At 62.0% G+C, this 26,536-nt stretch carries 17 protein-coding genes and 6 pseudogenes; 7 read left to right on the top strand and 16 right to left on the bottom strand.

Going from position 1 to position 26,536, the window contains the following annotated elements:
* Positions 1 to 64: 64 nt before the first annotated feature.
* From clpA to icd, 3 genes are all read right to left on the bottom strand, one after another.
* Positions 65 to 2,341, bottom strand: a complete 2,277-nt coding sequence (gene clpA / locus G3T16_RS00135) for an ATP-dependent Clp protease ATP-binding subunit ClpA (protein ID WP_163493320.1) — start codon at positions 2,339 to 2,341, stop codon at positions 65 to 67.
* A 19-nt stretch (positions 2,342 to 2,360) separates the two neighbouring features.
* Positions 2,361 to 2,708, bottom strand: coding sequence for an ATP-dependent Clp protease adapter ClpS (gene clpS, locus G3T16_RS00140; RefSeq protein WP_408610763.1), 348 nt, complete (start codon positions 2,706 to 2,708; stop codon positions 2,361 to 2,363).
* Positions 2,709 to 3,050: 342 nt separating this feature from the next.
* On the bottom strand, positions 3,051 to 4,304 hold the full coding sequence (icd, locus tag G3T16_RS00145; RefSeq protein WP_163493321.1) for an NADP-dependent isocitrate dehydrogenase: 1,254 nt from the start codon (positions 4,302 to 4,304) through the stop codon (positions 3,051 to 3,053).
* Positions 4,305 to 4,449: 145 nt separating this feature from the next.
* Here icd and G3T16_RS00150 point away from each other — a divergent pair, with 145 nt between their 5' ends.
* Genes G3T16_RS00150 through G3T16_RS00180 form a run of 7 tightly spaced genes read left to right on the top strand, consistent with a single transcriptional unit; the run spans position 4,450 to position 10,684 of the window.
* Positions 4,450 to 5,076 carry a pseudouridine synthase gene (locus G3T16_RS00150; protein WP_163493322.1) on the top strand — a complete coding sequence of 209 codons (627 nt, stop codon included), beginning with the start codon at positions 4,450 to 4,452 and terminating at the stop codon, positions 5,074 to 5,076.
* Positions 5,076 to 5,525 carry an NUDIX hydrolase gene (locus G3T16_RS00155; RefSeq protein ID WP_163493323.1) on the top strand — a complete coding sequence of 150 codons (450 nt, stop codon included), beginning with the start codon at positions 5,076 to 5,078 and terminating at the stop codon, positions 5,523 to 5,525. The genes G3T16_RS00150 and G3T16_RS00155 overlap by 1 nt, the downstream gene beginning before the upstream one ends.
* Entirely contained in the window at positions 5,522 to 6,613 is a 1,092-nt protein-coding gene (gene mnmA / locus G3T16_RS00160; protein WP_197911789.1) for a tRNA 2-thiouridine(34) synthase MnmA, read from the top strand. Before G3T16_RS00155 ends, mnmA begins: the two co-directional genes overlap by 4 nt.
* Before the next feature lies 1 nt (position 6,614).
* Positions 6,615 to 7,259 carry a high frequency lysogenization protein HflD gene (hflD, locus tag G3T16_RS00165; protein ID WP_163493324.1) on the top strand — a complete coding sequence of 215 codons (645 nt, stop codon included), beginning with the start codon at positions 6,615 to 6,617 and terminating at the stop codon, positions 7,257 to 7,259.
* A gap of 28 nt (positions 7,260 to 7,287) precedes the next feature.
* Positions 7,288 to 8,658 carry an adenylosuccinate lyase gene (gene purB / locus G3T16_RS00170; protein WP_163493325.1) on the top strand — a complete coding sequence of 457 codons (1,371 nt, stop codon included), beginning with the start codon at positions 7,288 to 7,290 and terminating at the stop codon, positions 8,656 to 8,658.
* Positions 8,659 to 9,777: a cupin domain-containing protein gene (locus tag G3T16_RS00175; RefSeq protein ID WP_163493326.1), complete on the top strand. Its 1,119-nt coding sequence runs from the start codon at positions 8,659 to 8,661 to the stop codon at positions 9,775 to 9,777.
* Positions 9,767 to 10,684 carry a GNAT family N-acetyltransferase gene (locus tag G3T16_RS00180; protein ID WP_163493327.1) on the top strand — a complete coding sequence of 306 codons (918 nt, stop codon included), beginning with the start codon at positions 9,767 to 9,769 and terminating at the stop codon, positions 10,682 to 10,684. Before G3T16_RS00175 ends, G3T16_RS00180 begins: the two co-directional genes overlap by 11 nt.
* 1,246 nt (positions 10,685 to 11,930) lie before the next feature.
* Here the strand turns inward: G3T16_RS00180 and G3T16_RS21435 are convergent.
* The 13 genes and pseudogenes from G3T16_RS21435 to yajC all read right to left on the bottom strand — a co-directional run bounded on the left by G3T16_RS21435 (position 11,931) and on the right by yajC (position 26,451).
* Positions 11,931 to 12,071, bottom strand: a complete 141-nt coding sequence (locus G3T16_RS21435; protein WP_232059197.1) for a Rieske (2Fe-2S) protein — start codon at positions 12,069 to 12,071, stop codon at positions 11,931 to 11,933.
* Positions 12,072 to 12,121: 50 nt separating this feature from the next.
* Positions 12,122 to 12,253, bottom strand: a pseudogene (locus tag G3T16_RS22675) (Rieske (2Fe-2S) protein); the annotation flags it as partial.
* Between the two features lie 11 nt (positions 12,254 to 12,264).
* Positions 12,265 to 13,269 (bottom strand): methylmalonyl Co-A mutase-associated GTPase MeaB, encoded by a 1,005-nt coding sequence (gene meaB / locus G3T16_RS00190; protein ID WP_197911790.1) that lies wholly within the window; start codon positions 13,267 to 13,269, stop codon positions 12,265 to 12,267.
* Positions 13,244 to 15,405 (bottom strand): annotated as a pseudogene (gene scpA / locus G3T16_RS00195) (methylmalonyl-CoA mutase). Before scpA ends, meaB begins: the two are co-directional and overlap by 26 nt.
* 37 nt (positions 15,406 to 15,442) lie before the next feature.
* Positions 15,443 to 15,852, bottom strand: a pseudogene (mce, locus tag G3T16_RS00200) (methylmalonyl-CoA epimerase).
* A gap of 8 nt (positions 15,853 to 15,860) precedes the next feature.
* Positions 15,861 to 18,674, bottom strand: a complete 2,814-nt coding sequence (locus G3T16_RS00205) for an ATP-binding protein (RefSeq protein ID WP_163493330.1) — start codon at positions 18,672 to 18,674, stop codon at positions 15,861 to 15,863.
* 39 nt (positions 18,675 to 18,713) lie between these two features.
* A pseudogene (locus G3T16_RS00210) lies at positions 18,714 to 20,443 on the bottom strand (acyl-CoA carboxylase subunit beta).
* Positions 20,444 to 20,748: 305 nt separating this feature from the next.
* Positions 20,749 to 21,366: a bifunctional phosphoserine phosphatase/homoserine phosphotransferase ThrH gene (thrH, locus tag G3T16_RS00215; protein WP_163493331.1), complete on the bottom strand. Its 618-nt coding sequence runs from the start codon at positions 21,364 to 21,366 to the stop codon at positions 20,749 to 20,751.
* A 354-nt stretch (positions 21,367 to 21,720) separates the two neighbouring features.
* Positions 21,721 to 22,694, bottom strand: a pseudogene (gene cysB / locus G3T16_RS00220) (HTH-type transcriptional regulator CysB).
* Between the two features lie 112 nt (positions 22,695 to 22,806).
* Positions 22,807 to 23,715: a 5'-nucleotidase gene (locus G3T16_RS00225; RefSeq protein ID WP_163493332.1), complete on the bottom strand. Its 909-nt coding sequence runs from the start codon at positions 23,713 to 23,715 to the stop codon at positions 22,807 to 22,809.
* A gap of 66 nt (positions 23,716 to 23,781) precedes the next feature.
* Positions 23,782 to 25,106: pseudogene (locus tag G3T16_RS00230) on the bottom strand (alanine/glycine:cation symporter family protein).
* Entirely contained in the window at positions 25,103 to 26,113 is a 1,011-nt protein-coding gene (locus G3T16_RS00235) for a 1-aminocyclopropane-1-carboxylate deaminase/D-cysteine desulfhydrase (protein WP_197911791.1), read from the bottom strand. The pseudogene G3T16_RS00230 and the gene G3T16_RS00235 overlap by 4 nt, the downstream one beginning before the upstream one ends.
* 2 nt (positions 26,114 to 26,115) lie before the next feature.
* Positions 26,116 to 26,451: a preprotein translocase subunit YajC gene (yajC, locus tag G3T16_RS00240; protein ID WP_163493333.1), complete on the bottom strand. Its 336-nt coding sequence runs from the start codon at positions 26,449 to 26,451 to the stop codon at positions 26,116 to 26,118.
* Positions 26,452 to 26,536 lie beyond the last annotated feature (85 nt).

Here is a 26,536-nt window from a genome sequence, read left to right on the forward strand (position 1 = left end):
GGCGAAGGCCTTGCCAACCGCTCAACACCAGTACCTCGTCAAGACGATATTGCCGCATGCAGCGCTACGCCAACTCCGGTGTCTGTTCCTCAACCAATACGTCCAGGGCATCGCGGGATTTGTTCAAGCGCACCAGAGCCGTACCGCCGGCCTGGGCCAGCGCGCCAAACAACACCAATTCCGCCAGCGGCTTCTTGATGTGCTCCTGGATAACCCGCTCCATCGGACGGGCACCCATATTGCGGTCGTAGCCCTTTTCGACCAGCCACAACCGTGCGTCCTCGTCGACATCCAGCGTGACCCGCTTTTCATCGAGCTGGCCCTGCAGTTCCGTCAGGAACTTGTCCACCACGGTGAGGATCACGTCCTCGCCCAGCGGTTCAAATTGCACCACGCTGTCCAACCGGTTGCGGAATTCCGGCGTGAACATCTTGTTGATAGCCTCCATCGCATCAGTACTGTGGTCCTGGGTGGTAAACCCGATGGTACGCCGGCTGATGCTTTCGGCCCCCGCATTGGTAGTCATCACCAGGATGACACTGCGGAAATCCGCCTTGCGGCCGTTGTTGTCCGTCAGCGCACCGTGATCCATGACCTGCAACAGCAGGTTGAACACCTCGGGGTGGGCTTTCTCGATTTCGTCCAGCAGTACCACCGCGTGCGGGTGCTTGGTGACCGCGTCGGTCAGCAGGCCTCCCTGGTCGAAGCCGACATAGCCGGGCGGCGCACCGATCAGGCGGGAGACGGTATGGCGTTCCATGTATTCAGACATGTCGAAGCGAATCAGCTCCAGTCCCAGCAGCCGCGCCAGTTGCCGCGTTACCTCGGTCTTGCCGACGCCTGTCGGTCCGGCCAGCAGGAATGAGCCGATGGGCTTGTCGCCAGAGCGCAGGCCGGCCCGCGCCAGCTTGATCGAAGTTGCCAGGCTGCTGATGGCCCGGGTCTGCCCGAATACCACCATTTGCAGGTTCTGCTCCAGTTTTTGCAGAGTCTCCCGGTCATCGGAACTGACCGACTTGGGTGGAATGCGGGCGAGTTTCGCCACCACCGCCTCAATGTCGGCCACACCTATCACTTTCTTGCGCTTGGAGGGCGATTGCAGCTGCTGGTAGGCACCGGCCTCGTCTATAACATCGATGGCCTTGTCCGGCAGGAAGCGGTCGGTAATGTAGCGTGCCGACAGATCGGTGGCCACCCGCAATGCCCGGTTGGTGTAGCGCAGGCCGTGGTGTTCCTCGAACCGCGATTTCAGTCCTTTCAGGATCTTGTAGGCGTCATCGGGTGAGGGCTCCATGACATCGATCTTCTGGAAGCGGCGGCTGAGTGCCTTGTCCTTGTCGAAGATCCCCCGGTACTCCTGGAAGGTGGTGGAGCCGATGCAGCGCATCTTACCCGACGAAAGCAGGGGCTTGAGCAGGTTGCTGGCGTCCATGACACCCCCGGAAGCCGCTCCGGCACCGATGATGGTGTGGATTTCGTCGATGAAGAGGATGGCTCCCTCACGCTTCTTGAGGACTGCCAACAGGCCCTTGAAGCGTTTCTCGAAATCGCCGCGGTACTTGGTGCCGGCCAGCAGCGCACCCAGATCCAGCGAATAGACCACGCTGTCCTTGAGCAGGTCGGGCACCTCGCCGTCGACGATCATCTTCGCCAGGCCTTCTGCAATCGCCGTCTTGCCCACGCCCGATTCACCCACCAGCAGCGGATTGTTCTTGCGCCGGCGGGCCAGGATCTGCGATACCCGCTCGACTTCCGGGATACGCCCGATCAGCGGGTCGATGCGTCCGGCGGCGGCCTCTTCATTGAGGTTGGTGGCGAAATTGTCCAGCGGGTTGCCCTCGCCCTCCTCGCCTGCGGGCTCAGCCCCTGCCGCCTGATCGGGTTCCGCGCCCTCGCCTTCATTGGCCACCTTGGAGATACCGTGGGTGATGTAATTCACCACGTCCAGCCGGGCTATGCTCTGGGTCTTGAGGAAATAAACCGCCTGGCTTTCCTGTTCGCTGAAAATGGCCACCAGCACATTGGCGCCCGTGACCTCGCTGCGGCCGGAGGACTGCACATGAAAAACCGCGCGCTGGAGGACGCGCTGGAATCCCAGCGTGGGCTGGGTTTCCCGCTCCTCATTGTCGTCCGGGATCAACGGTGTAGTGGCGTCCACAAATTCCACCAGGTCGCCACGCAGACCGCCGATGTCGGCGCCACAGGCCTTCAGCACCCGAATGGCGTCATTGTTGTCCAGCAGGGCCAGCAACAGGTGTTCCACGGTCATGAACTCGTGGCGCTTGGCCCTCGCGTCCCGAAAAGCCTCGTTCAGCGTCAATTCCAGGTCTTTACTCAGCATACCTTACCACTCCCGGGCGCTAGCCCTCCGATGCCTCGATCTCGCACAGCAGCGGGTGCTGGTTCTCCCGCGCGTACTGGTTCACCTGAGTCGCCTTGGTTTCGGCGATATCCCGGGTGTAAATGCCGCACAGACCCTTGCCCCTGGTGTGTACAGTAAGCATAACCTGCGTTGCCTGCTCGCGGTTCATGCCGAAGAACACTTCCAGGACTTCAACCACGAACTCCATGGGGGTGTAGTCGTCGTTCAGCAATACTACTTTGAACAGCGGCGGTCGCTTGAGTTCCGGTTTGGACTCCTGCAGAGCCAGGCCGCCATCGCTATCGCGCTGCTGGTCCCCGGCAGACAACCGCCAGTTACTGGCCACGGATACCTGTTTCACGCCATACATCTCGTTCACTGCTCTCTGATACTGGAGTATGGGTCCATTATAAGTCAATTCAAGTTGTGGGGGGGAGCGTGACGTCGATCGGCTCCAAGGGTAGAGCCATCGGCCGGGATGCGGTGTTCAAGACCGTATGCGACATGGATGTCGCATCCGAGCCTCCATGGACGGATTCACGGCGTGTCTTGAACACCGCATCCCGGGTGATGGCTCGGCGTTCGAAGTCCCAGCCGCCGTCACTGCAAGGGTTCGCGACCGATTGCGTCCCGCAGATGAGAAAAAGGGCCTGTGCCGCCACAGGCCCTGGTGTCGAAGTGCGGACTCCTACATGTTTTCGATCAATTTCTGACCAAACTCGGAGCAGCTTACCAGCGTGGCTCCCTCCATCTGGCGCTCAAAGTCATAGGTCACAGTACCCTTCTGGATAGCCCCGTTCATGCCCTTGATGATCAGATCGGCAGCTTCGTTCCAGCCCATGTGCCGCAGCATCATCTCCGCCGACAGGATCAGCGAGCCCGGGTTGACCTTGTCCTGGCCGGCGTACTTGGGCGCAGTGCCATGAGTGGCCTCGAACAGGGCAATGGTGTCGGACAGGTTGGCACCCGGAGCGATGCCAATGCCGCCCACCTGCGCCGCCAGTGCGTCCGACAGATAATCGCCGTTCAGGTTCAGCGTCGCGACCACGCTGTATTCTGCCGGACGGGTCAGGATCTGCTGCAACATGGCATCGGCGATCACGTCCTTGATCACGATGTCAGTGCCGGTATTGGGGTTCTTGATCGTGACCCAGGGGCCGCCATCCAGCAATTCGCCACCGAACTCCTGCTGCGCGAGCTCATAGCCCCAGTCGCGGAAGGCACCCTCGGTGAACTTCATGATGTTGCCCTTGTGAACCAGGGTTACCGATGACTGGTTCTGGTCGATGGCGTACTGGATCGCCTTGCGCACCAGACGCTTGGTGCCTTCCTCGGACACCGGCTTGACGCCGATTCCCACTTCCTCGGTAAAACGGATCTTGGTAACACCCATTTCCTTGACCAGGAAATCCACGACTTTCTTCGCTTCGGGAGTGCCGGCCTGGTACTCGATGCCGGCGTAGATGTCCTCGGAGTTCTCGCGGAAGATCACCATGTTGCAGGCGCCCGGATCCTTCACCGGCGAGGGCACGCCCTCGAACCAGCGCACTGGACGCAGGCAGGTATAAAGGTCCAGCTCCTGCCGCAGCGCAACGTTCAGTGATCGAAACCCGCCACCCACCGGGGTGGTCAGGGGACCCTTGATCGCCACGGAATAGGCCTTGATCGCGTCCAGGGTTTCTTCCGGGAACCAGTCGCCATCGTACAATTCGGCGGCCTTCTCGCCGGTGTAGATCTCCATCCAGGAAATCTTCTTGCTGCCGCCGTAGGCCTTGTTCACCGCGGCATCCACCACACTGATCATGACCGGGCTGATATCCACCCCGATACCGTCACCTTCGATATAGGGAATGACGGGGTTGTCCGGGACATTCAGGCTGTAATCGTCGTTGACCGTGATCTTGTCACCGGTCGCCGGCACCTGGATATGCTTGTAGCCCATGGGTAGTTCTCCGTAGCTGTGGGTCCATTGAGTCTCGGGGTGCGGTATCCTTGGCGGGACGCCCCGGTAAAACGGGGTCCATTGTAGCAGGTTTCGGGGACTTGCTGCTGCAGCGGGCAGATTTTTGGACCCGTCCGGAGCAACGATGGCGAACCTTATCCTGATCAACAAGCCCTTCCGGGTGCTGAGCCAGTTCAGCGATAGCGACCCCACGGTTACGTCGCCACGCGCAACGCTGGCGGATTATCTGCAGGCCCCCGGCTTCCGGCCGGCCGGCCGGCTAGACTATGACTCAGAAGGATTGCTGCTGCTCACCGACGATGGCCGGCTACAACAGCGAATAGCCAATCCGCGCCACAAACTGTGGAAAACCTACTGGGTGCAGGTCGAAGGCGATGCCGACGAGGCCGCTCTGGAGCAGCTCGCCACCGGTGTGATCCTCAAGGACGGCCCTACCCTGCCGGCCCGGGCCTGCAGGATGGCGCCGCCTCCTGATCTCTGGCCCCGGCAGCCCCCGGTACGTGCGCGGCTGACCGTGCCCGACAGCTGGCTGCAGATCAGCATTCGCGAAGGCCGCAACCGCCAGATACGGCGCATGACCGCCGCAGTGGGCCTGCCCACGCTGCGGCTGATACGCTGGCAGGTGGGGGATTGGACCCTGGCGGGCCTGGCCCCGGGCACTCACCGCCGCCTGTCGCTTCCCCACAGTGGCCCTGGGCCCGCCAAAGCAGCTATGGCAGGGCTTTCCCGGGCACGCCGGAAGAGACGGTGATGCCCTGGCATGCGCATGTAACTGTGGCCACCGTGGTGCAGCGCGAGGGCCTGTACCTGCTGGTGGAGGAACGGGACAAGACCACTGGCAGGCCGGTCTTCAACCAGCCCGCGGGCCATCTGGAACCCGGCGAATCCCTGCAGCAGGCGGCTGTGCGGGAAACCCTGGAAGAGACCGGCTGGCGGGTAGCGCTGACCGGTGTGCTGGGGCTGGCGCTGTACACCGCGCCTGGCAACGGCGTGACCTACTATCGCACCACCTTTGCCGCCGAGGCGCGCGAAGCGCTGCCCGGCGCAATTCTGGATCCGGACATCCTCGCCGTGCACTGGCTGGATTACGAGGCAATCATCGCCAATTCTGCTAGAATGCGCAGCCCGCTGGTACTGGCCGCCGTCGAGCAGCAGCGCAGCGGGATCTGTTATCCGGTGGATTTGATTACCCAGTCATGAGCTTCAATGCAGCGACCAAAGTGATTGTCGGCATGTCCGGCGGCGTGGACTCCTCCGTCGCCGCGCTGCTGCTGCGCGAGCAGGGTTATCGGGTCGAAGGCCTGTTCATGAAGAACTGGGAAGAGGATGACGGCACCGAGTACTGTACCGCGAAAGAGGATTTCGCCGATGCCCAGGCCGTCGCCGATCAGCTCGGCATTCCACTGCACGGCGCCAATTTCGCGGCCGAGTACTGGGACAATGTGTTCGAGCATTTCCTCGCCGAGTACCGTGCGGGTCGCACCCCGAACCCGGATATTCTGTGCAACCGGGAAATCAAGTTCCGCGCCTTTCTGGACTATGCCCTGATGCTGGGCGCTGACTGTATCGCCACCGGTCACTATGCACGCCGCGGCCTGCATGACGGCAAGGCCACGCTGCTGCGGGGGCTGGACGAGAACAAGGACCAGAGCTACTTCCTGCATGCGGTCGGCCACCGGGAGTTGGCGCAGACCCTGTTCCCGGTGGGTGAGATCGCCAAGCCCGAGGTGCGGACACTGGCGCGGCAACAAGCCCTGCCAACCCACAACAAGAAGGATTCCACCGGCATCTGTTTTATCGGTGAACGCCGCTTCACCGACTTCCTGCAACAATACCTGCCGGCCCAGCCGGGAGAGATCCACAGCCTGGAGGGCGAACGGCTGGGGCATCACCGGGGCCTGATGTATCACACCATCGGCCAGCGTCAGGGCCTGGGTATCGGCGGCCTGGCAGATCACGACGACGCGCCCTGGTATGTGGTGGGCAAGGACCTGGAGCACAATGTGCTGCTGGTAGCCCAGGGCAATGAACATCCGGCGCTGTACAGCGCAGGCCTCACCGTGGCTGAACTGTTCTGGATCGCCGGAGAGGCGCCGGCGCTGCCACTGCACTGCACTGCCAAGGTGCGCTACCGGCAGCCGGACCAGACCTGCAGCCTGAGTCTGTCTGGAAATCGCCACAGGGTCCGTTTCGACCAGCCCCAGCGCGCAGTCACCCCCGGCCAGTCCGTGGTGTTCTACCAGGGTGAGCGCTGCCTGGGCGGCGGTGTCATCGAGCGGACAGACTGAGATGGCCGGTGTTTCCCGCGCGTGGCTGGACCAGCAGACCATCGCCCTGGCCGGTGTTGCCCAGGCAGCACGGCTGGTGGACCAGGTTTCCACCAGCGGCAGCTGTCCGCCGGAATTCCTGCAGGCCTCGCTGCACAGCCTGTTCACCTTCGAGGCGGACGATGTGGAGCAGGTCTTCGGCGGCCTCGCGGGCGTCCGGCTGGGCCTGGATACGCTGGCGGACCTGATGGACAACGAGCGCGCCGCTGGCCAGCGGGAAGTGGTCAGATACATATTCAACCTGCTGTTCCTCGAGCGCCGTTTCAGCCGCGATTCCGCGATGATGGCCGTGGTGCGCTCGCGGCTGGAACACACCAGCTTCCGGGCCGAGCATTTTACCCGGCACAGCAACGATATCTGCCACAGCGTGTCGGGCATCTACCAGGATACACTCAGCACCCTGAAATTCCGGATCAAGGTCAACGGCAATGTCCAGCACCTGCAGAATCCGCAAACTGCCGACATGATTCGAGCGCTGCTGCTGGCCGGTATCCGCGCCGCCTTCCTCTGGCGCCAACTGGGCGGCAGACGCTGGAAGCTGGTGCTGCAGCGGCGCAGGATCGGCCAACGGGCCCAGCAACTGTCACGCGAAGCAGGCGTGGTTTAATATCACCAACAGACACCCGGAGCGAGGCATGGACCTGACTTCCCTAACGGCGATATCGCCCATCGACGGCCGCTACAGCGGCAAGACCGAGACGCTGCGCGAGGTGTTCAGCGAGTTCGGGTTGATCCGGCAGCGAGTGCGGGTGGAAGCGCGCTGGCTGCAACAACTGGCCGGACTGGCCGGCGTACCGGAGGTGCCACCCCTGTCCACTGCCGCCGGTGAACTGCTGGATCGCATTGTCAGCGAATTCAGCCTGGAGGATGCGCAGCGGGTCAAGGCGATCGAGGCCACCACCAACCACGACGTGAAGGCGGTGGAGTATTTTATCAAGGAGCGTTTGGCTGACGACCAGGAGCTGGCGGCCGTGGCCGAATTCGTGCATTTTGCCTGCACCTCCGAGGACATCAACAATCTGTCGCACGCGCTGATGTTGCGCGATGGCATGCAACAGATACTGCTGCCGGCAATGGAGGAGCTGGTGGCTGCGCTGGTTGCACTGGCCCATGAGCACGCGGCGGTGCCAATGTTGTCCCGTACCCATGGCCAGACCGCCAGTCCCACCACGATGGGCAAGGAGCTGGCCAATGTGGTGGCACGGCTGCGGCGCCAGCTGGAGCAGTTGCGGGCGATCCCCTGCCTGGGCAAAATCAACGGCGCGGTGGGCAACTACAATGCCCACCTGGCGGCGTACCCGGAGGTGGACTGGCAGGCCTGTGCCGAGCAATTCGTCACTTCGCTGGGGCTGGACTGGAATCCCTACACCACCCAGATCGAACCCCACGACTACATGGCGGAACTGTTCGATGCAATCGCCCGCTTCAATACCATCCTGATCGATTTCGACCGCGATATCTGGGGTTACATCTCATTGGGTTATTTCCGCCAGCGCACGGTGGCCGGAGAAGTGGGCTCTTCCACCATGCCCCACAAGGTCAACCCCATCGATTTTGAAAACTCCGAGGGCAATCTGGGCCTGGCCAACGCGGTGTTCCGGCACCTGGCAGAGAAGCTGCCGCTCAGCCGCTGGCAGCGCGACCTCACCGACAGTACGGTGCTGCGCAATATGGGCGTCGGTTTCGGCTACAGCCTGATCGCCTACCAGGCCAGCCTCAAGGGCATCGGCAAGCTGCAGCTGAACGAGGCGTACATCGCCGCCGATCTGGAGCAGAGCTGGGAAGTGCTGGCCGAGCCCATCCAGACGGTGATGCGTCGCTATGGGGTCGAGAAGCCCTATGAGAAGCTGAAGGATCTCACCCGCGGCCAGGTCATGAACCGGGACACGCTGCAGACATTCATCAACAGCCTGGAGCTGCCAGACGCCGCCCGCGAGGAACTGCTGGCACTGACGCCAGCCTCCTACACCGGCAACGCCGCGACGCAGGCCCGGGACATACGCTAGATGGCGGGGCTGCAACTGGATCCGGCCCGCTTCCTGGCTCGCTACTGGCAGCGGGAACCGCTGTTGCTGAGAGCCGCAGTAAAGGATTTCAGGCCCCCGATCAGTGCCGATGAACTGGCCGGTCTGGCGATGGAAGCTGATGCGGAGTCGCGCATTGTCGAATATCGCGCCTCCGGGTGGCATCTGCAACAGGGCCCCTTCCGGACCGCTGATTTCGACCGCTCCCAGCCCTGGACACTGCTGGTGCAGGGCGTTGACCGCTGGCTGCCCGAGGTGGCGGAATTGGCGCGACTGGTGGATTTTCTGCCCACCTGGCGGCTGGACGACATCATGGTCAGTTACGCCAGCAAGGGCGGCGGTGTCGGGCCTCACTACGACCTTTATGATGTGTTTTTGCTGCAGGGAGAAGGTGAACGGCACTGGCGGCTGGGCCAGCGCTGTGATGCCAGCACCCCGCTGCTGCCCCACCGGCAGCTGAAGCTGCTGGCGGACTTCCAGTGCGAAGCCGAGTACACCCTGCGCTGTGGCGACATCCTCTACCTGCCGCCCGGGGTTGCACACTGGGGTGTTTCAGCCGGCGACTCCACCTGTTTCTCCATTGGCTTGCGCGCGCCGCGTATCACTGAGCTGCTGTCGCGCTGGGTGGATGCCCGCCTGGAACAGGCCAGCCCGGATCACTTGCTGGAAGACCCCGGCCGGCGACCGGCCGCCGCGGCGGGTGAAATTCGGCGCGAGGATATCGACAGCGCGCTGAGCCAGCTGCGCCGGGTGCTGGATACGGCGGACGACGAGGCCTGGTTTGGCGAGCTGGTCACCGAAAGCGCGATCCCGGACGCACTCGGTAATGAGAATGAGGGGTTGGCAGCAGCACTGGCGCAGCTGCGCGATTCCGCGGGGGTGGCGGTGCTGGCAGTCGGCGCCAGAGTGGCCTGGCAGCGGCTGGACGATGACATTCGGGTTTTCGTCAATGGCAACAGCCGGCGATTTCCGGCGACTTTCAGCGGCGCTCTCAGCGAGCTCTGCGGTCATGGTCAGCTTGCGGGTGCCGCGCTGGCCGGGGCCGGTGGTGACCAATTGCTGCGGTATCTGTTGGAACACGGAGGCATCGATGTCGGATAAGCTGCAAGTCCAGATCGCCGACTGGCCCCGGCAGCGGGAAATCCTGCGTGCCATTCGCGAGCAGGTGTTCGTTGTCGAGCAGTCGGTACCACGCGAGATTGAATGGGACGGGAGGGATGAGGAGGCAGTTCATGTGCTCGGACTGCTGGAGGGCAGCCCCGTTGCCTGTGGCCGCCTGCTGCCCAATGGCAAGATTGGCCGTATGGCAGTGCTGGCCCGGCACCGCGGCCAGGGGATCGGCCGTGCGCTGTTGGACGCTCTGGTGGCAGCGGCGAGCGAACGCGGCTATCAACAGGTTCACCTGCACGCGCAACAGCACGCCAGCGCGTTTTATCAGCGGGCTGGTTTCATTCCGACCGGCGAGCCTTTTACCGAGGCGGGCATTGCCCATATTGCAATGCGCAGGGTGCTGCGAGAGGCAGAGGCGGAGCGACGCTCCGGTGGTATTGCCTACCCGCACCCCTTCGATGATTGTGCTCTCGCGCTGTGTGCCGCGGCGCGCCGGGAACTGTGCATTCTCAGCCCGGCCCTTGACCACCGGGTATTCGACAGCCAGGCCATGGCCGATGCGCTGAGCGCGCTGGCACGCAGCTATCGCCACTCCCGGGTGCGCCTGCTGGTGGCCGATTACCGGCCGCTGGTGCAGCGTGGCCACCGTCTGCTGACCCTGGCCCGGCGAGTTCCCTCCTCGGTGCACTTGCAGCTGCTGCCCGAACATCCCCAATGGCGGGGTGAAACGCTGGTCATACGTGATCGCAGCGGCGTGTTATACAGAACGGAGGACGCGGACAAGGCGGTTCTGTATGCACCCGATTCACCGGCATCCACCGCTCCCCACCGGGAACTATTCGAAGAGCTGTGGGGCTGCAGCGCCGTACACCCGGAATTTCGCAAGCTGTCTCTTTAGTGAGCTGGGTCCCGCCCAAAGTCCGGTAACCGATGTCTTCGCTACAGCGTTCAGGGCTGCATTGGAAAGCTTGATAGTGCGCATCAGCCCTGCGTTTCTCCACTTGCCCTGTGCGCTGTGGCAGCCGAGCTTCACGCAGGGTCTGCTTTGGAAACCACGCGTGACCGCGTACCGGCCCGGCTTGGAACTTGTCGGGTTTCGCTTCGCTCTACCCAACCTATGAACAAGCAATGCGGAGCTCATTAGCGGCATAGCTGGTACGGAACCTGGCCGCCATAGCGGGATATCCGACCCGTCGTGGCCATGGGTGGTGCCCAACCCGCCGGGGCCATAGGTTGGGTTGAGGAACGAAACCCGACGGAGAGCAGCCGGTGTCCTCCCGGCCGGGGTCATAGATTGGATTGAGGAACGAAAGCTGACGGCGAGTGTGCGAGGTTGGTGCGTTTGGTTTGAGTGCGGGCCTTGTCGGGTTTCGCTTCGCTCTACCCAACCTATGAATAAGCAATGCGGAACTTATCAGCCTCATAGCTGGTACCCGCCTCGGGGCCATTGCGGGGTGCCCAACCCGGGGCCATTGCGGGAAGTCCAACCTTGGGCCATTGCGGGGTGCCCAACCCGGGGCCATTGCGGGGAGTCCAACCTTGGGCTATTGCGGGGTGCCCAACCCGGGGCCCTTGGCAGGCGCCCGACCCCTCGCGGCCGTGGGTGGCGCCCAACCCGCCGGGATCATAGGTTGGGTTGAGGAACCAAACCCGACAGGGGGAACAGGTGACGCCCGACCCCGCCGGGGACATAGGTTGGGTTGAGCGAAGCGAAACCCGACAGGAGAACAAGCGGTGCCGGCTCCGTCTGCGCAATCCGGACGGTTGCTGCGTCCGTGTTAGAAGCGGTCCGCTACCATCAGGACATAGGTTGGGTTGAGCGAAGCGAAATCCGACAGGGGAATAAGTGGCGCCCGACCCGGCGGGGCCATAGGTTGGGTTAAGAGACGAAACCCAAGGGGGGAGCAATCGGCACCCGGCCCGCCGGGGACATAGGTTGGGTTGAGCGAAGCGAAACCCGACAGGGGAATAAGTGGCGCCCGACCCGGCGGGGCCATAGGTTGGGTTAAGAGACGAAACCCAAGGGGGGAGCAATCGGCACCCGGCCCGCCGGGGACATAGGTTGGGTAGAGCGAAGCGAAACCCGACAGGGAATAAGTGGCGCCGGCTCCGTCTGCGCAATCCGGACGGTCGCTGCGTCCGTGTTAGAAGCGGTCCGCTACCATCAGCCCCACCTCGTTGCCTTCGTAGACCAGTGGGAACAGGCGCAGCGGGCGACAGGGTTCTTCCGTGGTCTGTAACAGACGGCCGTCGTCCAGCGCAAAACGGTAGTGGTGCAGGGGCACTCCAGCATGCCATCGCTCACCGGCGCACTATCCAGCGGATGTTCCTGGTGGGGACAGCGGGCCTCACACAAATACAGCTCACCCTGCTCCTGTAACAACAACAGGCTGAGGTTATCGAACTTGAACTGGCGGCGGTAGCCCTCGTGCAGGTTGATCAGTTTATCCAATGGCTGGAAGCGCATGCAGTGGCGTCTCAGAGCAGTGCTATCAACTGTCGGGCCGCGGCGTAGGCGGTGGTACCTCCGGCCTCTACCCGCTGCTCCAGTTCCGGCAGCAGCGCTTTGATCCGCGGGTTGCTGGCCAGCTTCTGCAACAGCATCTCGTTCAACAGCTGCCGCATCCAGTCACGGTTCTGCCGGGCACGCTTGCTGGCAAAGGCATCGGCCTTGAGGGCCTGGAAGTAATAATCGACGATCATGCCCCAGATTGCATCGATATTGTCATTCTTCAGCGCCGAGCAGGTCATTACCTGAGGGGTCCAGAAACTGGTGTGGCGCAGCAGGTTCATCGCCGAATTGTAGTGCTGGCGAGCCTTGCGTGCCAGTTGTACGCTATCGCCGTCAGCCTTGTTGATCACCAGCGCATCGGCTAACTCCAGGATGCCCCGCTTGATACCCTGCAGTTCATCACCGCCGCCGGGCAGCATCAGTACCATGAAGAAATCCACCATCCCGGCCACCTGGTACTCGGACTGGCCGACGCCCACGGTTTCCACCAGGATCACATCGTAGCCGGCAGCCTCGCACAACAGCATGGTTTCACGGGTTTTCTGGGCCACGCCGCCCAGCGCACCAGAGGCCGGCGAGGGACGGATATAGGCCTCCTCGCGACGCGACAGCTGTTCCATCCGGGTCTTGTCACCGAGAATCGAACCCCCTGCCAGTGGCGAACTGGGATCCACTGCGAGTACCGCCACCCGTTTGCCCTGTTCAATCAGGTACAGGCCGAAGGTCTCGATAAAGGTGGATTTGCCGACCCCCGGAACCCCGGAGATGCCCACCCGGATACTGTTTCCGGTGGCGGGCAGCAGCGACTCCAGCAGTTGCTGGGCCTGCTCCCGGTGCTGTTCCAGGCTGCTTTCGACCAGGGTGATGGCCTTGGCCAACGCGCGCCGGTCACCCCGCTGCAGGGCCTGCTGATCGATTGCGCTTGCCTCCACGGCGCTCACCAGCTCACGCGGTGCCGGCCTGGGCCTCATTGACCGCATCGAGTACCTCGCGGGCGCACACGGGAATGGGGTACCGGGGCCGAAGATGCACTTGACTCCGGCTTGGTAGAGGAAATCGTAGTCCTGGCGCGGTATCACACCACCGGCGATCACCACCACATCGCCCGCGCCCTGTTTGCGCAGTTCCTCGACCAGTTGGGGAATCAGCGTCTTGTGCCCTGCTGCCAGCGAGGACGCACCCACCACATGAACATCATTCTCGATCGCCTGGCGGGCAACCTCCTCCGGAGTGGAAAACATCGGCGACAAGTCGATATCGAAACCGACATCGGCAAAGGCCGTGGCCACTACCTTGGCGCCCCGGTCGTGCCCGTCCTGGCCCATTTTGCAGACCAGCATGCGCGGGCGCCGGCCGTAGCGAGCCACAAATTCGTCGATATCCATACTGATCCCCTGCCAGTTCTCGTCTTGCGCGAAGGCGGAGCCGTAAACTCCGGACACGGTCTGGGCCTGGGCATTGAAGCGGCCGAACTCACGCTCCATTGCGTAGGAGATCTCCCCCACCGTGGCCCGGCGCCGGGTGGCCTCGATCGCCAGTGCCAGCAGATTGCCCTGGCCGCTGACTGCCGCCTGGTAGATGTCTTCCAGGATGGCTTCCACCGCCGCCTCGTCGCGCTCTTCGCGCAACCGGGCCAGGCGGGCCAGCTGTGAGGTGCGCACCGCGTCATTGTCGATCTGCAGCACATCCAGCTCGCTGGCGTCGTCGCTGCGGTATTTGTTGACGCCGACGATCACGTCCTCGCCCCGGTCGATGCGGGCCTGCTTGCGGGCCGCCGCCTCCTCGATCCGCAGCTTGGGCATGCCGGTTTCAATGGCCTTGGCCATGCCGCCAGCGGCCTCCACTTCCTCGATGAGTTCCCAGGCCTTGTCGGCAATGGCCTGGGTCAGGCTCTCCATCATGTAGGAGCCGCCCCAGGGATCGACCACCCGGGTGATGCCGGTCTCCTCCTGGATGATCAGCTGGGTGTTGCGGGCAATGCGCGCGGAAAACTCGGTCGGCAGTGCGATGGCCTCGTCCAGCGCATTGGTATGCAGGGACTGGGTGCCGCCGAACACCGCCGCCATCGCTTCGATCGTGGTGCGCACCACGTTGTTGTACGGGTCCTGCTCGGTGAGCGACCAGCCCGAGGTCTGGCTGTGGGTACGCAGCATGGAGCTCTTGGGATTGCTGGGATTGAACTCGCTGACGATACGGGTCCACAGCAGCCGCGCGGCCCGCAGCTTGGCAATCTCCATGTAGAAGTTCATGCCGATGCCCCAGAAGAAAGACAGCCGCGGCGCGAACTGGTCGATATCCAGGCCCGCTGCCAGCGCGGTGCGGATGTACTCCTTGCCATCGGCCAGGGTGTAGGCCAGCTCCAGCGCGGCGTTGGCGCCCGCTTCCTGGATGTGGTAACCGGAAATGGAAATGGTGTTGAAGCGGGGCATGTGCTCGGAGCAGTAGGCAATGATATCGCCGATGATCTTCATGCTCGGTGCCGGCGGGTAGATATAGGTGTTACGCACCATGAATTCTTTCAGGATATCGTTCTGGATGGTGCCGGCCAGTTGTTCCTGGGCCACGCCCTGCTCCTCGGCGGCCACGATATAGCCGGCCAACACCGGCAGTACGGCGCCATTCATGGTCATGGACACCGACACCTGGTCCAGCGGTATCCCGTCGAACAGGATTTTCATGTCTTCGACGGAATCGATGGCCACGCCGGCCTTGCCTACGTCCCCGGTGACCCGGGGATGATCGGAGTCATAGCCACGGTGAGTGGCCAGGTCGAACGCCACCGAGATGCCCTGGCCACCGGCCGCCAATGCCTTGCGATAGAATTCGTTGGACGCCTCGGCAGTAGAGAAACCGGCATACTGGCGGATGGTCCAGGGCCGCCCGGCGTACATTGTGGCCTGGGGACCGCGCAGGTAGGGTGACAGACCCGGCAGGGTGTCGGTGAATTCGAGGTCTTCCAGGTCTGCCGCGGTATACAGCGGCTTGACGTCAATCTCTTCGGGGGTATGCCAGGTCAGTTCCTCAAGACCGCCCTTCGCAGCTCTTTCAGCGAGGGTGCGCCACTGCTCAAGGGTAGTCCGGGCCGGGTCGTAGATCTTGTCACTCATGGTGTTGTCTCCCCTTTACTGCTCAATGCTCGACGGTTCAATGCTCGTCGCCGGGCTGGTTGATTTCGATCAGCACGCCATCGCAGCTTTTCGGGTGGATGAAAATGACTTTGGAGCCGTGGGCGCCGGGACTGGGAGCATCCGCCAGGAACTGATAGCCCTTTGCCTTCAGGCGCGCCACGTCCTCCTCGATGTTGTCGGAGCGGAAGCACAGGTGGTGCAGGCCACCGCCACGTTTCTCCAGGTAGCCCGCGATGGGCCTTCACCGTTCAGCGGATGTACCAGCTCGATGCTGGTGGGCGGCAGCGGGAAAAAGGCGGTAGAAGTCTTGGCCGACACGACCTCCTCCACTCCTTCAAAGGGGAGCCCGAAATCATCCATGAAGCGCTTGATGGCCTTGTCGAAATCGGGGACCGCAATGGCAATATGGTCCAGGGCTGTGATCATGGCTGACCTCAAATGATCTGTTGCAGAAAACCTGCGGTGAATTCCCGCCTGCGGGCGGAGACTGCCTCGGGCGAGACAATCTCGATTTTCTCGTCGGGAGTGATCTTGAACAGTGGCTGACCCTTGCTGATGATGACGCCGTCGGTATCCACCAGTACTTTATCGATGGTACCCGCAAAGGGCGCGTAGACCTTGTTGAACATCTTCATTACCTCGACGATGTAGAGCGGATCGCCGGCCTCGAAGTGATCGCCCTCCTGCACATAGAGGTCATGCTGCGGCGATTCGCGGCCGTAGAACATGCCACCACTCACCGCCAGAATTTCGTCTGATTTGGCCATTGGTGGCGGCGCCAGCACCTTCGCCATCCGGTTTTGCAGTTCACTGTCCAACAGGGCATCAGGAATGTGAATGCTGAGATCCTGATTCACGCTCAGATCATAAAATGCGGTCGTTTCGGCAATACTGGGCAACACCGCCAGAATATCGAGGCCGGATTGATAACCTTTGTGGGCCGATCGTATCTGGGTCCAGGTCTCGTCGCTGACGCCTTCCGGTGCCTGGCTTGTCTGCAGCAGGTCGTTCAGCGCGATCCAGTCCGGTGCATCCAGCCGGTTATTCAGTTCGGCATAGAAATCCAGGGCCTGCTGCAGGATTTCGTGGTCGTGTCTCCAGATCATGCGGGACGCCGGTGCGCCGGGAATGTAATCCATATTGAGAAAGTGGTAGGTATCTGCCAGCAGTTCCACCGGATTTTCATTCCAGCACAGCTTGCCTTCGATCAGAGTGTAGCAGTCGCGATTGATACTGAGCCAACCGCTGAGCATATGGGCTTCATCCAGCAGGCGCTGCAAAGGTCGCAGCAGCAAAGTCTGCTTCAGTTCCAGGCTGTTCGCCAGGGCGCTGGCAGCCGCCTCGCCATGATCCGCGAGCTGGGCGCGACAGAGCGTTTTCCAGGCGTATTGCAAATCGATATTGTTGGCCTGATCCTTCAGCGCCCCCACCGCGGTCAGGTAGGGGACAATGAAGCGGGTGGTGGGTCTGGCATTGATATTCTGGCCGATAAACCAGTTCACCAGGCCGTAGTGGAACTCCAGGTTGGTGGCCAGATCCTTGCCGCGCATGCGGGTGCGGCGAATGGTTTCGGCCATTTTTTCGTAGCTGTCCAGACGGCTGTCGCCGACGGTCAGCAACAGCGCAATATTGGAATCATACGCGCCGGCCAGGGTGTACTTCATGAACACATCGGTATCAGGATTGTGCAGACTGATGCCCTGGTCATCGCGGATCTCTCCCTGCAGCGCATCGCTCCAGAATTCGATCACGCCGCCGGCGCTGGGCTGCAGTGCCTGGTTGGTGGCGTTGAGACGTGCCTCGACCGCGTCATTGTGGCGCAACACCCGGGTCGGCCGCGGCAGCCGCGGGCCGTGAGCGGCCAGCAGGACCATGGCTTCCACCAACGATTCGACCACGAAAAAATCATCTTCCTTGTCTGGATTGCTGAACTTGAGCGCGTAGCAGAGCTCCGTTACCCGGTGTTCAACCTGAATACGGGTATTCATCTCCATGAAGAAGTGTTTGTCGCGGTCGACGATGCATTCGAAGGTCGAAACCGAATCCAGCCCTACCGCGGCACCAAAACGCCCGGCCTCGTCCTCCATTTCCTCCAGTGTGACCAGGTCCTGACGCAGCACCGCGGCCTCGGTGGTCTGGCCTGCGGCCTCGGCCTGTTGGATCGCCGCCGCCAGCGATTCCACAGTCACCGATACTTCAAGCAGCTTTTGCTCGTGCATCTGCAGGGAGCAATCGCGGCCGCCCAAGGTTACGCACCAGTCGCCGTTGCCGATGACCTGGATCTCCTGGTGCCGGGTGGTTTCGATGTTCAGTTCCACCAGCACGTTCTTGTTGTCACCTGCGCCGGTGGTCTTGACCTCGTTGAGGATTTCCCGCACCAGTTCCGGCGTGCGTTCGGCCTGGCCGATACCGAGAATGCGCTGTCCCTTGCCACCGCCGCCGCTGATGGCCTTCAACCGCACCCGGTTCTCGGGATAGTCCGCCTGCATCCGCAGCACGGCCTCGGTCAGGGTAGCGCACAGCTCGTCCACGGTGTAGAGATCGATCCCTTTGGCATAGGAGGCCGCCAGCACATCGTCGGCCTTGTCTTCCAGGCTGATCGAAGGGTCCTCCAGCAATGCACGGTCTACAGCCAGATCGTGCTCCCGGCACAGGCCCTCAAGGGCAGCGAGATCGGGATATTTCTTCAGCAGCGTCAACGCGGTCGCATTGTCGATGCCCGGGGTGACCGACACGCCCGCTTCCAGCGCGGTACGTTTGGCCTCGTCCTTCAGACCAGCATCATGTACGGTGCGGGAACAGGGACCGATGAAGTTCAGACCGGCCCGCTCCATCGCGGCCACCATGCTCTCGTCTTCGGCCATGAAGCCGTAACCGGCAAATATCGCATTGTAGTCGTTGTCGCGCGCGATACTGATAATCTGGGCAATACGCTGTTCGCGTTCTTCCTTGTTGGCCCCACTGTAATCCGGCACCCGGTGTACCCGGTCCGGGTCCGTGAGTGAACGCAACTCCGGGGCCAGGGCGCTCTGGTAAACAATGGAGTCTTTCTCCGACAGCAGGATCCCGAAGTGGGTGATCCCCATCTCGGTGAACACATCCATCGCTTCTTTGCGGATGGGACCGCGGCAGATGATCAGCGGCCGCAACCCGGTGCAATCGAATTGGGTGACCCAGGTCGAGTGACGTCGTCCGAGACGACGGTCGCGGTGAATCAGGGGATTATTCAGGTAATGTTCGTTCGACACGTATTATTTCCTCGGTCTTACAGGCGGGGCGGGCGAGGCCTAGTGGAACTCGCGCTGCACAGATGCAAGTGGTTCCGGCGTGTAGTGACGCAGGCAGAAACTCATGTGGTCAGCCAGTACCTGACGCAGGTCGGAAGGCATGACGATCTGGGAAATCGAGCCGAGGCTGAGCGCCTCATTCGGATTCATCAGCTCCTGCTCGTAGCGCTGGGCCAGCAGCTGCTCCTCGGCCTTGGCCCAGGCCTCCACCAGTTGCCGCGCCATTTTCGCGGCCTCTTCCCCGGACAGGCCGGCACTCTCCTGGGCCCGGGTCTCGGCGGCGATCCTGTCGGGAATGGCGGAACGGATCTTGCGCAACTCATCCTTGTAGACGTATTCCACCCCTGCCGGGCCCATCACCGCCACCCGGGTAGTGGGCAGCGCTATCACGAAGTCCGCGCCGGTGGGTAATTGTTGTAGGAGGCGTAGGCGCCGCCGAAGGCATTGCGCACCAGGACAAGGAAACGCGGGGTACGCAGGTCGACGATGGCATCAAGCATCGCGCGGCCCGCCTGCACGATACCGCCCGCCTCCTGCTCCCGTCCGGGCAGGAAACCGGTGGTGTCCTCGAGAAAGATGACCGGGATATTGTAGAGATTGCAAAAACGGATGAAACGGGCGTTCTTGTAGGCTGCCGCAATGTCAACCTGACCGGATGCCACCGCGGAGTTGTTGGCGACAAAGCCAATCACATTGCCCCCCATGCGTCCCAGCGCGGTGATCGTATTGCGGGCCCGCTCTGCCTGCAATTCCAGGAAATCACCGTGGTCACACAGCTGCTGGATCAAAATACTGATATCGATCGGGGTGTTGTAGCCGGTGGTGGAATTGAACGCTTTCTTCAACAGGATATCGATGTCCCAGGTCTTGCGGCTAACCGGATCGGAGGACGCCTGGTAGGGAGGCCCGCTGTAGTTATTGCCAGGGAGGTAGTTCAGCAGCGCCCTCACCTTGCGCAGTGCCGCCACTTCATCCGGCACCACGAAATCGGTGACCCCGCTCTGGCTGTGCACACCCGGCCCACCCAGCTCATCAGGGGTGACGTCCTCACCCAGCACCGACTTCACCACGCCCGGACCGGTAAGCCCAAAGAATGTGTCGTTGGGCTGGATCAGGAAACTGCCCTGCCGCGGCAGATAGGAACCGCCGCCCGCATTGAAGCCGAACATGCACATGATGCTGGGTACCATGCCGCTGATCTTGCGCAGCGCGGTGAAGGCATCGGCGTAGCCTTCCAGTCCGCCCACACCGGCCGGAATATAGGCGCCAGCCGAGTCGTTCAGGCCTACCACAGGAATTCCGCGTTTGCCGGCCAGCTCAAACAGGCGGGCCAGCTTCTTGCCGTTGGTCGCGTCCATGGAGCCGGCTCGGACAGTGAAATCGTGACCGTAAATCGCCACATCGCGTCCGCCGATCCTGATCAGCGCGGTCACCAGGGACGCGCCGTCGAGGTTGGGCCCCCAGTTCTGATACAACACCACGGGCGGCTCGTCGGCGAGGTAGTCGATCCGCTCCCAGATTGTCATCCGGTTTTTCTGGTGTTGGCGCTGGGTGCTCTTTACCCCTCCCGCCGACATTGGCCGCTGCTGCAGCTCCCAGCCGGCCTTGAGCGCCTTTTCATACAGCCCCGGCTCTGAAGCCACCTGCCCCGGCACCTTGAACTCTCGCTCATCCTGTCGGGCAAAGGGATTGTCGAGAGAGGCAATCAAGTCAGTATTGTCGTTGGTCATGGTTTCCTCGTCCGTGCTGGTGCCTCGCAGGCTCGACTTCGAGGCCGCAAATGCCTCTACCTGTTAGTGGTCGAGGTTCCCGGGGGTGAATGCGAAGGCGGTCGGGTTCAAGGCGCTATGCCCGCCCTGATTCGGCGGCCAACATTAATTCCAACACTCGCCAATGTCAATTTGCACGGGTACACGAAGCACCACGCCTGTTGTATCCGCCCGGACATCGGCACAAGAATCCGCAGGCACGCGCTGCGACGATGACGCAGATATTCGGTGTCAACATCCGATCTGCATGAGCAGCGAAAGCGCGCTCAGAGCGCCAGTGAACGTTCGCTGGCTGCCAGGAAGGCGCTCTTCAATGTAGGGAAGTCGTGCAATGCCTGAAACTGGGGAAACTCGTCGATCACATTTTGCGGCGCATGAAACAGCAGCCCGACGTCGGCTTCCGCCAGCATGCTGGTATCATTGTAGGAATCGCCGGCGGCAATAATACGGTAGTTGAGACTGTGCAGGGCCTGTACCGAGCTGCGCTTGGGATCTTTTTGGCGCAGTTTGTAATCCACCACCCTGCCCTGTTCATCCACGACCAGGCGGTGACAAAGCAAGGTGGGCCAGCCCAGCTGCCGCATCAGCGGTGCGGAAAATTCATAGAAGGTATCGGACAGGATGATGACCTGGAAGCGGTGCCGCAGCCAGTCGAGAAAGTCGGCGGCACCCGGCAATGGTTCCAGCGTCGCAATCACTGCCTGAATATCGTCGATCTTCAGGTTGTGCTGGTCGAGCAGCGCCAGCCGCTGCCGCATCAGCACATCGTAGTCGGGAATGTCCCGGGTGGTGGCGCGCAATTCGGCGATGCCGGTGCGCTCCGCGAATGCAATCCAGATTTCCGGTACCAAAACGCCTTCGAGATCCAGGCAAGCCAATTCCACGTGTGCAGTCCCCTAGGTCAGAAAGCGCCACAATCTAATCGAGCTGGCGCCGTGCTACAAGTGCAACGAGTGTAAATTCATTGCGGTCCCATATTTTCGTAGAGTATTTGATCATGATTGCCGAAATGTCAGGCTTTAGATCGGCACTTCGATCGCCGAGCCATCACCCGGGGTGAGGACGCTACTGCCGGAGAGTACTTTCGAGACCGTATGCGACATGGATGTCGCATCCGAGCCCCCAGGGATGGGTTTACGGCGTGTCTCGAAAGTACTCTCCGGCAGTAGTGGCCGGATTAAGGACACCCATCCCCTAAATAAGGGTCACTGCGTCCATAGGCAGCAGTGGCACAACTATCAGTACACCGGCAGTTCGATATGGGAGAAGAGGTCATCCAGCTCGGCCTTGCTGTGGTGCTCGAACGCGGCCTGCACCACGTCCCGGGTCAGGTGGGGTGCGAAGTCCTCGATGAAATCGTACATGTAGCCACGCAGGAAAGTACCGCGCCGGCAGCCGATCTTGGTGATGCTGCTGGCAAACAGCCCGGTGGCGTCCAGCGCGACCAGGTCATCGTCGGCGCGCTCGTCGTAGGCCATGGCGGCGACGATGCCGATGCCCAGTCCCAGTCTCACATAGGTCTTGATTACATCGGCGTCGGCGGCGGTGAATACGACCCGCGGTACCAGCCCCTGGCCATGAAGGCCTCATCCAGCTTCGAGCGGCCGGTAAAACCGAATACATAGGTGACGATCGGATGGGCCGCGACGTCTTCCAGGGTGAGTTGCGACAGCTGGGTCAGGGGATGATCGCGCGGTACCAGCACGCAGCGGTTCCAGCGGTAACAGGGCATCATGATCAGGTCGCTGAACAATTCCAGCGCCTCGGTGGCGATCGCGAAATCCACTGTGCCGTCCGCTGCCATCTCGGAAATCTGCATGGGGGTGCCCTGGTGCATATGCAGCGAGACATCGGGATAGCGCTCGATGAAGGAGCGGATGGTGGCCGGCAGCGCATAGCGGGCCTGGGTGTGGGTGGTGGCGATGGACAAACTGCCCTTCTTCTCGTTGGAGTATTCCTGCGCCACCTGCTTGATACTCTCAACCTTGCGCAGTACCTCGCCGGCAGTTTTCAGAATGGCTTCCCCCGCCGGGGTAACATGGGTGAGGTGCTTGCCGCTGCGGGCGAAAACCTCGACTCCCAGTTCGTCCTCGAGCAGGCGGATCTGCTTGCTGATTCCCGGCTGTGAGGTATAGAGGCTCTGTGCCGTGGCCGACACATTCAGGTCATGGTGGGCAACTTCCCAGATATAGCGCAGCTGCTGCAACTTCATGCCCACCTCCAGATAAGCGCAGCCCGAACAGAGGGGCCCGGGCCTGCATGGCTTATACAGAATAGTAGTAAAATCACCCCATTGCCAACATCAATGGAATAACGCCTGAACCTCAGCTCGGCCGGGTATTGGCGATACCATGCGGGACATGGCCGGTGGCAATATGGGGGCTGGCCAGCTGGCAATGGGTTTCCTGGTCGTCAAAAAACACATCGGCCTGGTAGGCACGCAGGAATTCGGTCTTGTTCAGGCCGCCCAGGAAAATGGATTCGTCGATACGGATATTCCAGGCCCGCAGGGTGCGAATGACCCGTTCGTGCGCAGGCGCTGAGCGGGCCGTGACCAGCGCGGTGCGGATGGGCGCCTCGCTGGCGGGAAACGCCTGTTGCAGGCGATGCAGGGCCGCAAGGAAGGGCTTGAAGGGACCGCCGCTGAGCGGCGTCCTGGCGGCCGCCTGTTCGCTGGCCGAAAACGCTTCCAGTCCCTCACTCTTGAAGACCCGTTCCGCTTCGTCCGAGAACACCACGGCGTCGCCATCAAAGGCGAACCGCAGCTGCTCGGAGTCATTGTTGCCGCCCTTGTTCGATACCAGCGTCGCGGCGGCGACCCCGCAATCCAGCGCATAGCGCACGTCCTCCGCTTCATTGGAGAGAAACAGCTGGCAACCAAAGGCATTGATGTAGCGCCAGGGAGATTCTCCGCCACAGAAGGCGGCTCGCGTGATCGGCAGGCCGTAGTGCTGGATGGAGGTGAACACGCGCAGGCCTGTATCGGCACTGTTGCGGGACAGCAGCACCACTTCTACCTGGGCTTCGTCTCCCAGCAGGGAATTCAGGCGAAGCATCTTCTGCACCAACGGGAATGCCTCGCCGGGCTCCAGCGGTTCCTCCTCGTGAGCAATCTGGTATTCGGAGTACGCCTGCAGTCCCTGGTCCTGATACACCGCATGGCTTTCGCCCAGGTCAAACAGCGCCCGGGAGGAAATGGCAATTACCAGTTTGTTGGGGTCCGTGGCAGTCATCGTACAAGCATAACCTTGCCGGCACAGGCACGCCAGCGGCAACCGGGATATCTCATTGCCGGTGGTTTACCGGGTCTGAAAATAGTCCCGGCTTATCCTGAACACCAGCGGGCCCAGCAACAGCAACGCAATCAGGTTGGGCACCGCCATGAAGGCATTCAGTGTATCTGCTATCAACCACACCAGTTCCAGTTCGATGACTGTACCGACGGGAATCACCAGCACCCACAGCAGGCGGTACGGGAAGCTGGCCCGCACTCCCAGCAGGAAGACAACGCAACGTTCACCGTAATAGGACCAGCCGATCATCGTGGTGAACGCGAACAGGCAAAGGCCGAGGCTGACCACATACTCCCCCCGGGCATACCGGTGCCAAAGGCCATTGACGTGAGGCTGGCACCGCTGACTCCGCTGGGCAATACATCCATGATCACAATGACGATACCGGTGATGCTGCACACCACCAGGGTGTCGATGAAAGTGCCCAGCATCGCGATCATGCCCTGCTGTACAGGCTGATTGGTACGGGCTGCGGCATGAGCGATGGGCGCGCTGCCCAGTCCGGCTTCGTTGGAAAAAATGCCCCGGGCCACACCAAAACGCAGCGCTGCCCAGATGGTGGCACCGGCGAAACCGCCGACGGCGGCTGAGCCGGTGAAGGCGGCTTCGACAATCGTCACCACCGCGGCGGGTACCTGGCTGATATGCGTGAGAATCACGTACACGCCCATCAGCATATAACCCAGAGCCATGAACGGCACCAGCCAGCTGGCAACCCGGGCGATACGGCGCACACCGCCCAGGATCACCGCAGCGACCAGCACCATCAAAACCAGGCCGGTGGCCAGCGGCGGCACCGCAAAGGAATCCCGCAACACCTGGGCCACAGAATTGGACTGTACCGTGTTGGCAATGCCGAAGCCGGCCAGACTGCCGAAGATGGCAAAGGCCCAGGCGAGCCAGTGCCAGCGCCGGTGCAGGCCGTTGCGTATGTAGTACATCGGGCCGCCACTGTAGTTGCCGGCAGCGTCCTGTTCGCGGAACTGCACGGCACAGACTGCCTCGGCGTATTTGGTGGCCATCCCTACCAGCGCTGTTATCCACATCCAGAACAGCGCGCCCGGCCCGCCCAGCGCCAGCGCGGTGGCAACGCCGGCGATATTACCGGTACCTATCGTGGCCGACAGCGAGGTCATCAGCGCGCTGAAGGGCGATATATCCCCCTGCCCCTGTCCTGTGCGGCCGCCCAGCAACAGACCAAAGGCGCGGGGAATATTGCGCAGCGTCAAAAACCGCAGCCCAATACTGAGGTAGAGACCGGTGCCCAGCAGCAGCACCAACATTACCGGGCCCCAGGCCCAGGCATTCACTGCGGTAATATAGGCCGTCATTGCCCCTGCTCCCCGAAGTCGAAACCCTGCCCCTGCGGAAAAACGCCGAACACACCGCCGGTGTGCAGAAAGATGATATCGCCACAGTCGTCGAAGCGTCCGGCGGCCAGTTCCCGAGTCATGCCGAGAAACGCCTTGCCGGTATACACCGGATCCAGCAACAGGCCCTCCAGCGCAGCAAGTTCCGCTATCAGCGCAAACACCTCGGGGCCGGCGACGCCATAGCCAGCGCCGGCATGGCCGTCCAGCACCCGCGGCGCGGGGTGCACTGCGGGCAACCCCGGAAAGCGCGCCTGCCAGTCCGCGGCATCGGCGGCCACCTTGTCCAGAAAGTACTGCTCATCGTCACAGACATTGACCCCCCACACCGTCAGCGGCAACCCCCGCAGTTCGACACCCAGGGTCAGCCCTGCCTGTGTACCGCCCGAGCCGCTGGCCGTGATCAGGTGGGCGCGGTCAATGCCCGCCTCCTGCAGGTCGGACTCCAATTCCTCGCAGGCGGCGATATAACCCCAGGCGCCGAGGCCGTCGCTGCCCCCGGTCGGGATAGCCAGCGCCTTGCGCCCCGTTGCCTGGTAATGGGCCTGCCAGTCTGCGAACAGCTGCGGTAATTGCTCGATGTACTGGTGCTTGGGGTAGCAGCTGATCCTGGCTCCGGCCAGCTGGTCGAGCAGGTAATTGCCCTCGCCCTGCTGCGGGCGCTCTCCACGCAGCAGCAAGTGGACCCCGAGGCCCAGCTGGGCCCCGGCAAAAGCCGTGGCGCGGCAATGGTTGCTCTGCAGCCCGCCGCAGGTGATCAGCGTATCGTAGCCATGGTCGATGGCGTGGGCGGCTATGAATTCGAGCTTGCGGACCTTGTTGCCGCTGAGCAGGCAACCGGTGAGGTCGTCGCGCTTGACCCACAGCCGATGACCTCGTCCCCAGCGTTCACTGGCACGTGCCAGATACTGCAGTGGCGTCGGTCGGCGGGCCAGTTCGACCCGCCGTGGCAGCCTCAGGTCCGTCATGCTCAGGCGATGGACTTGAGGGTTCCCTTGGGCAGGATCGCGTGAACGTGCACGCGCTGGAATTTCATGTCCACATTATTGGCGACGTTGAGCACCATGTAATTATCGTCCAGTGAAGTCACCCGTCCGAGAATACCGGAACTGGTGACAACTTCATCGCCCTTGCTGAGCGCACCGACCATCTTTGCGTGCTCCTTCTGGCGCTTGCGCTGGGGCCGGATGGCGATGAAATAGAACAGCGCAAACAGGCCTACAAGAAACACTATCTGGAATATTTCCCCGCCCGGGGCGGCGGGCGCTTCCGCCTGTGCGTGGGCGCTGGCGATGAACAAGCTCATGCTGGATTCCTTGTCTGTAACAGGGTTTTGAAGGGCATTCTAAACAGGTGGCACTGCCGCTAAATGTACAGCGATTGGCAGAGCC

It is taken from the genome of Kineobactrum salinum, from assembly GCF_010669285.1.
Classification (GTDB): Bacteria; Pseudomonadota; Gammaproteobacteria; order Pseudomonadales; family Halieaceae; genus Kineobactrum; species Kineobactrum salinum.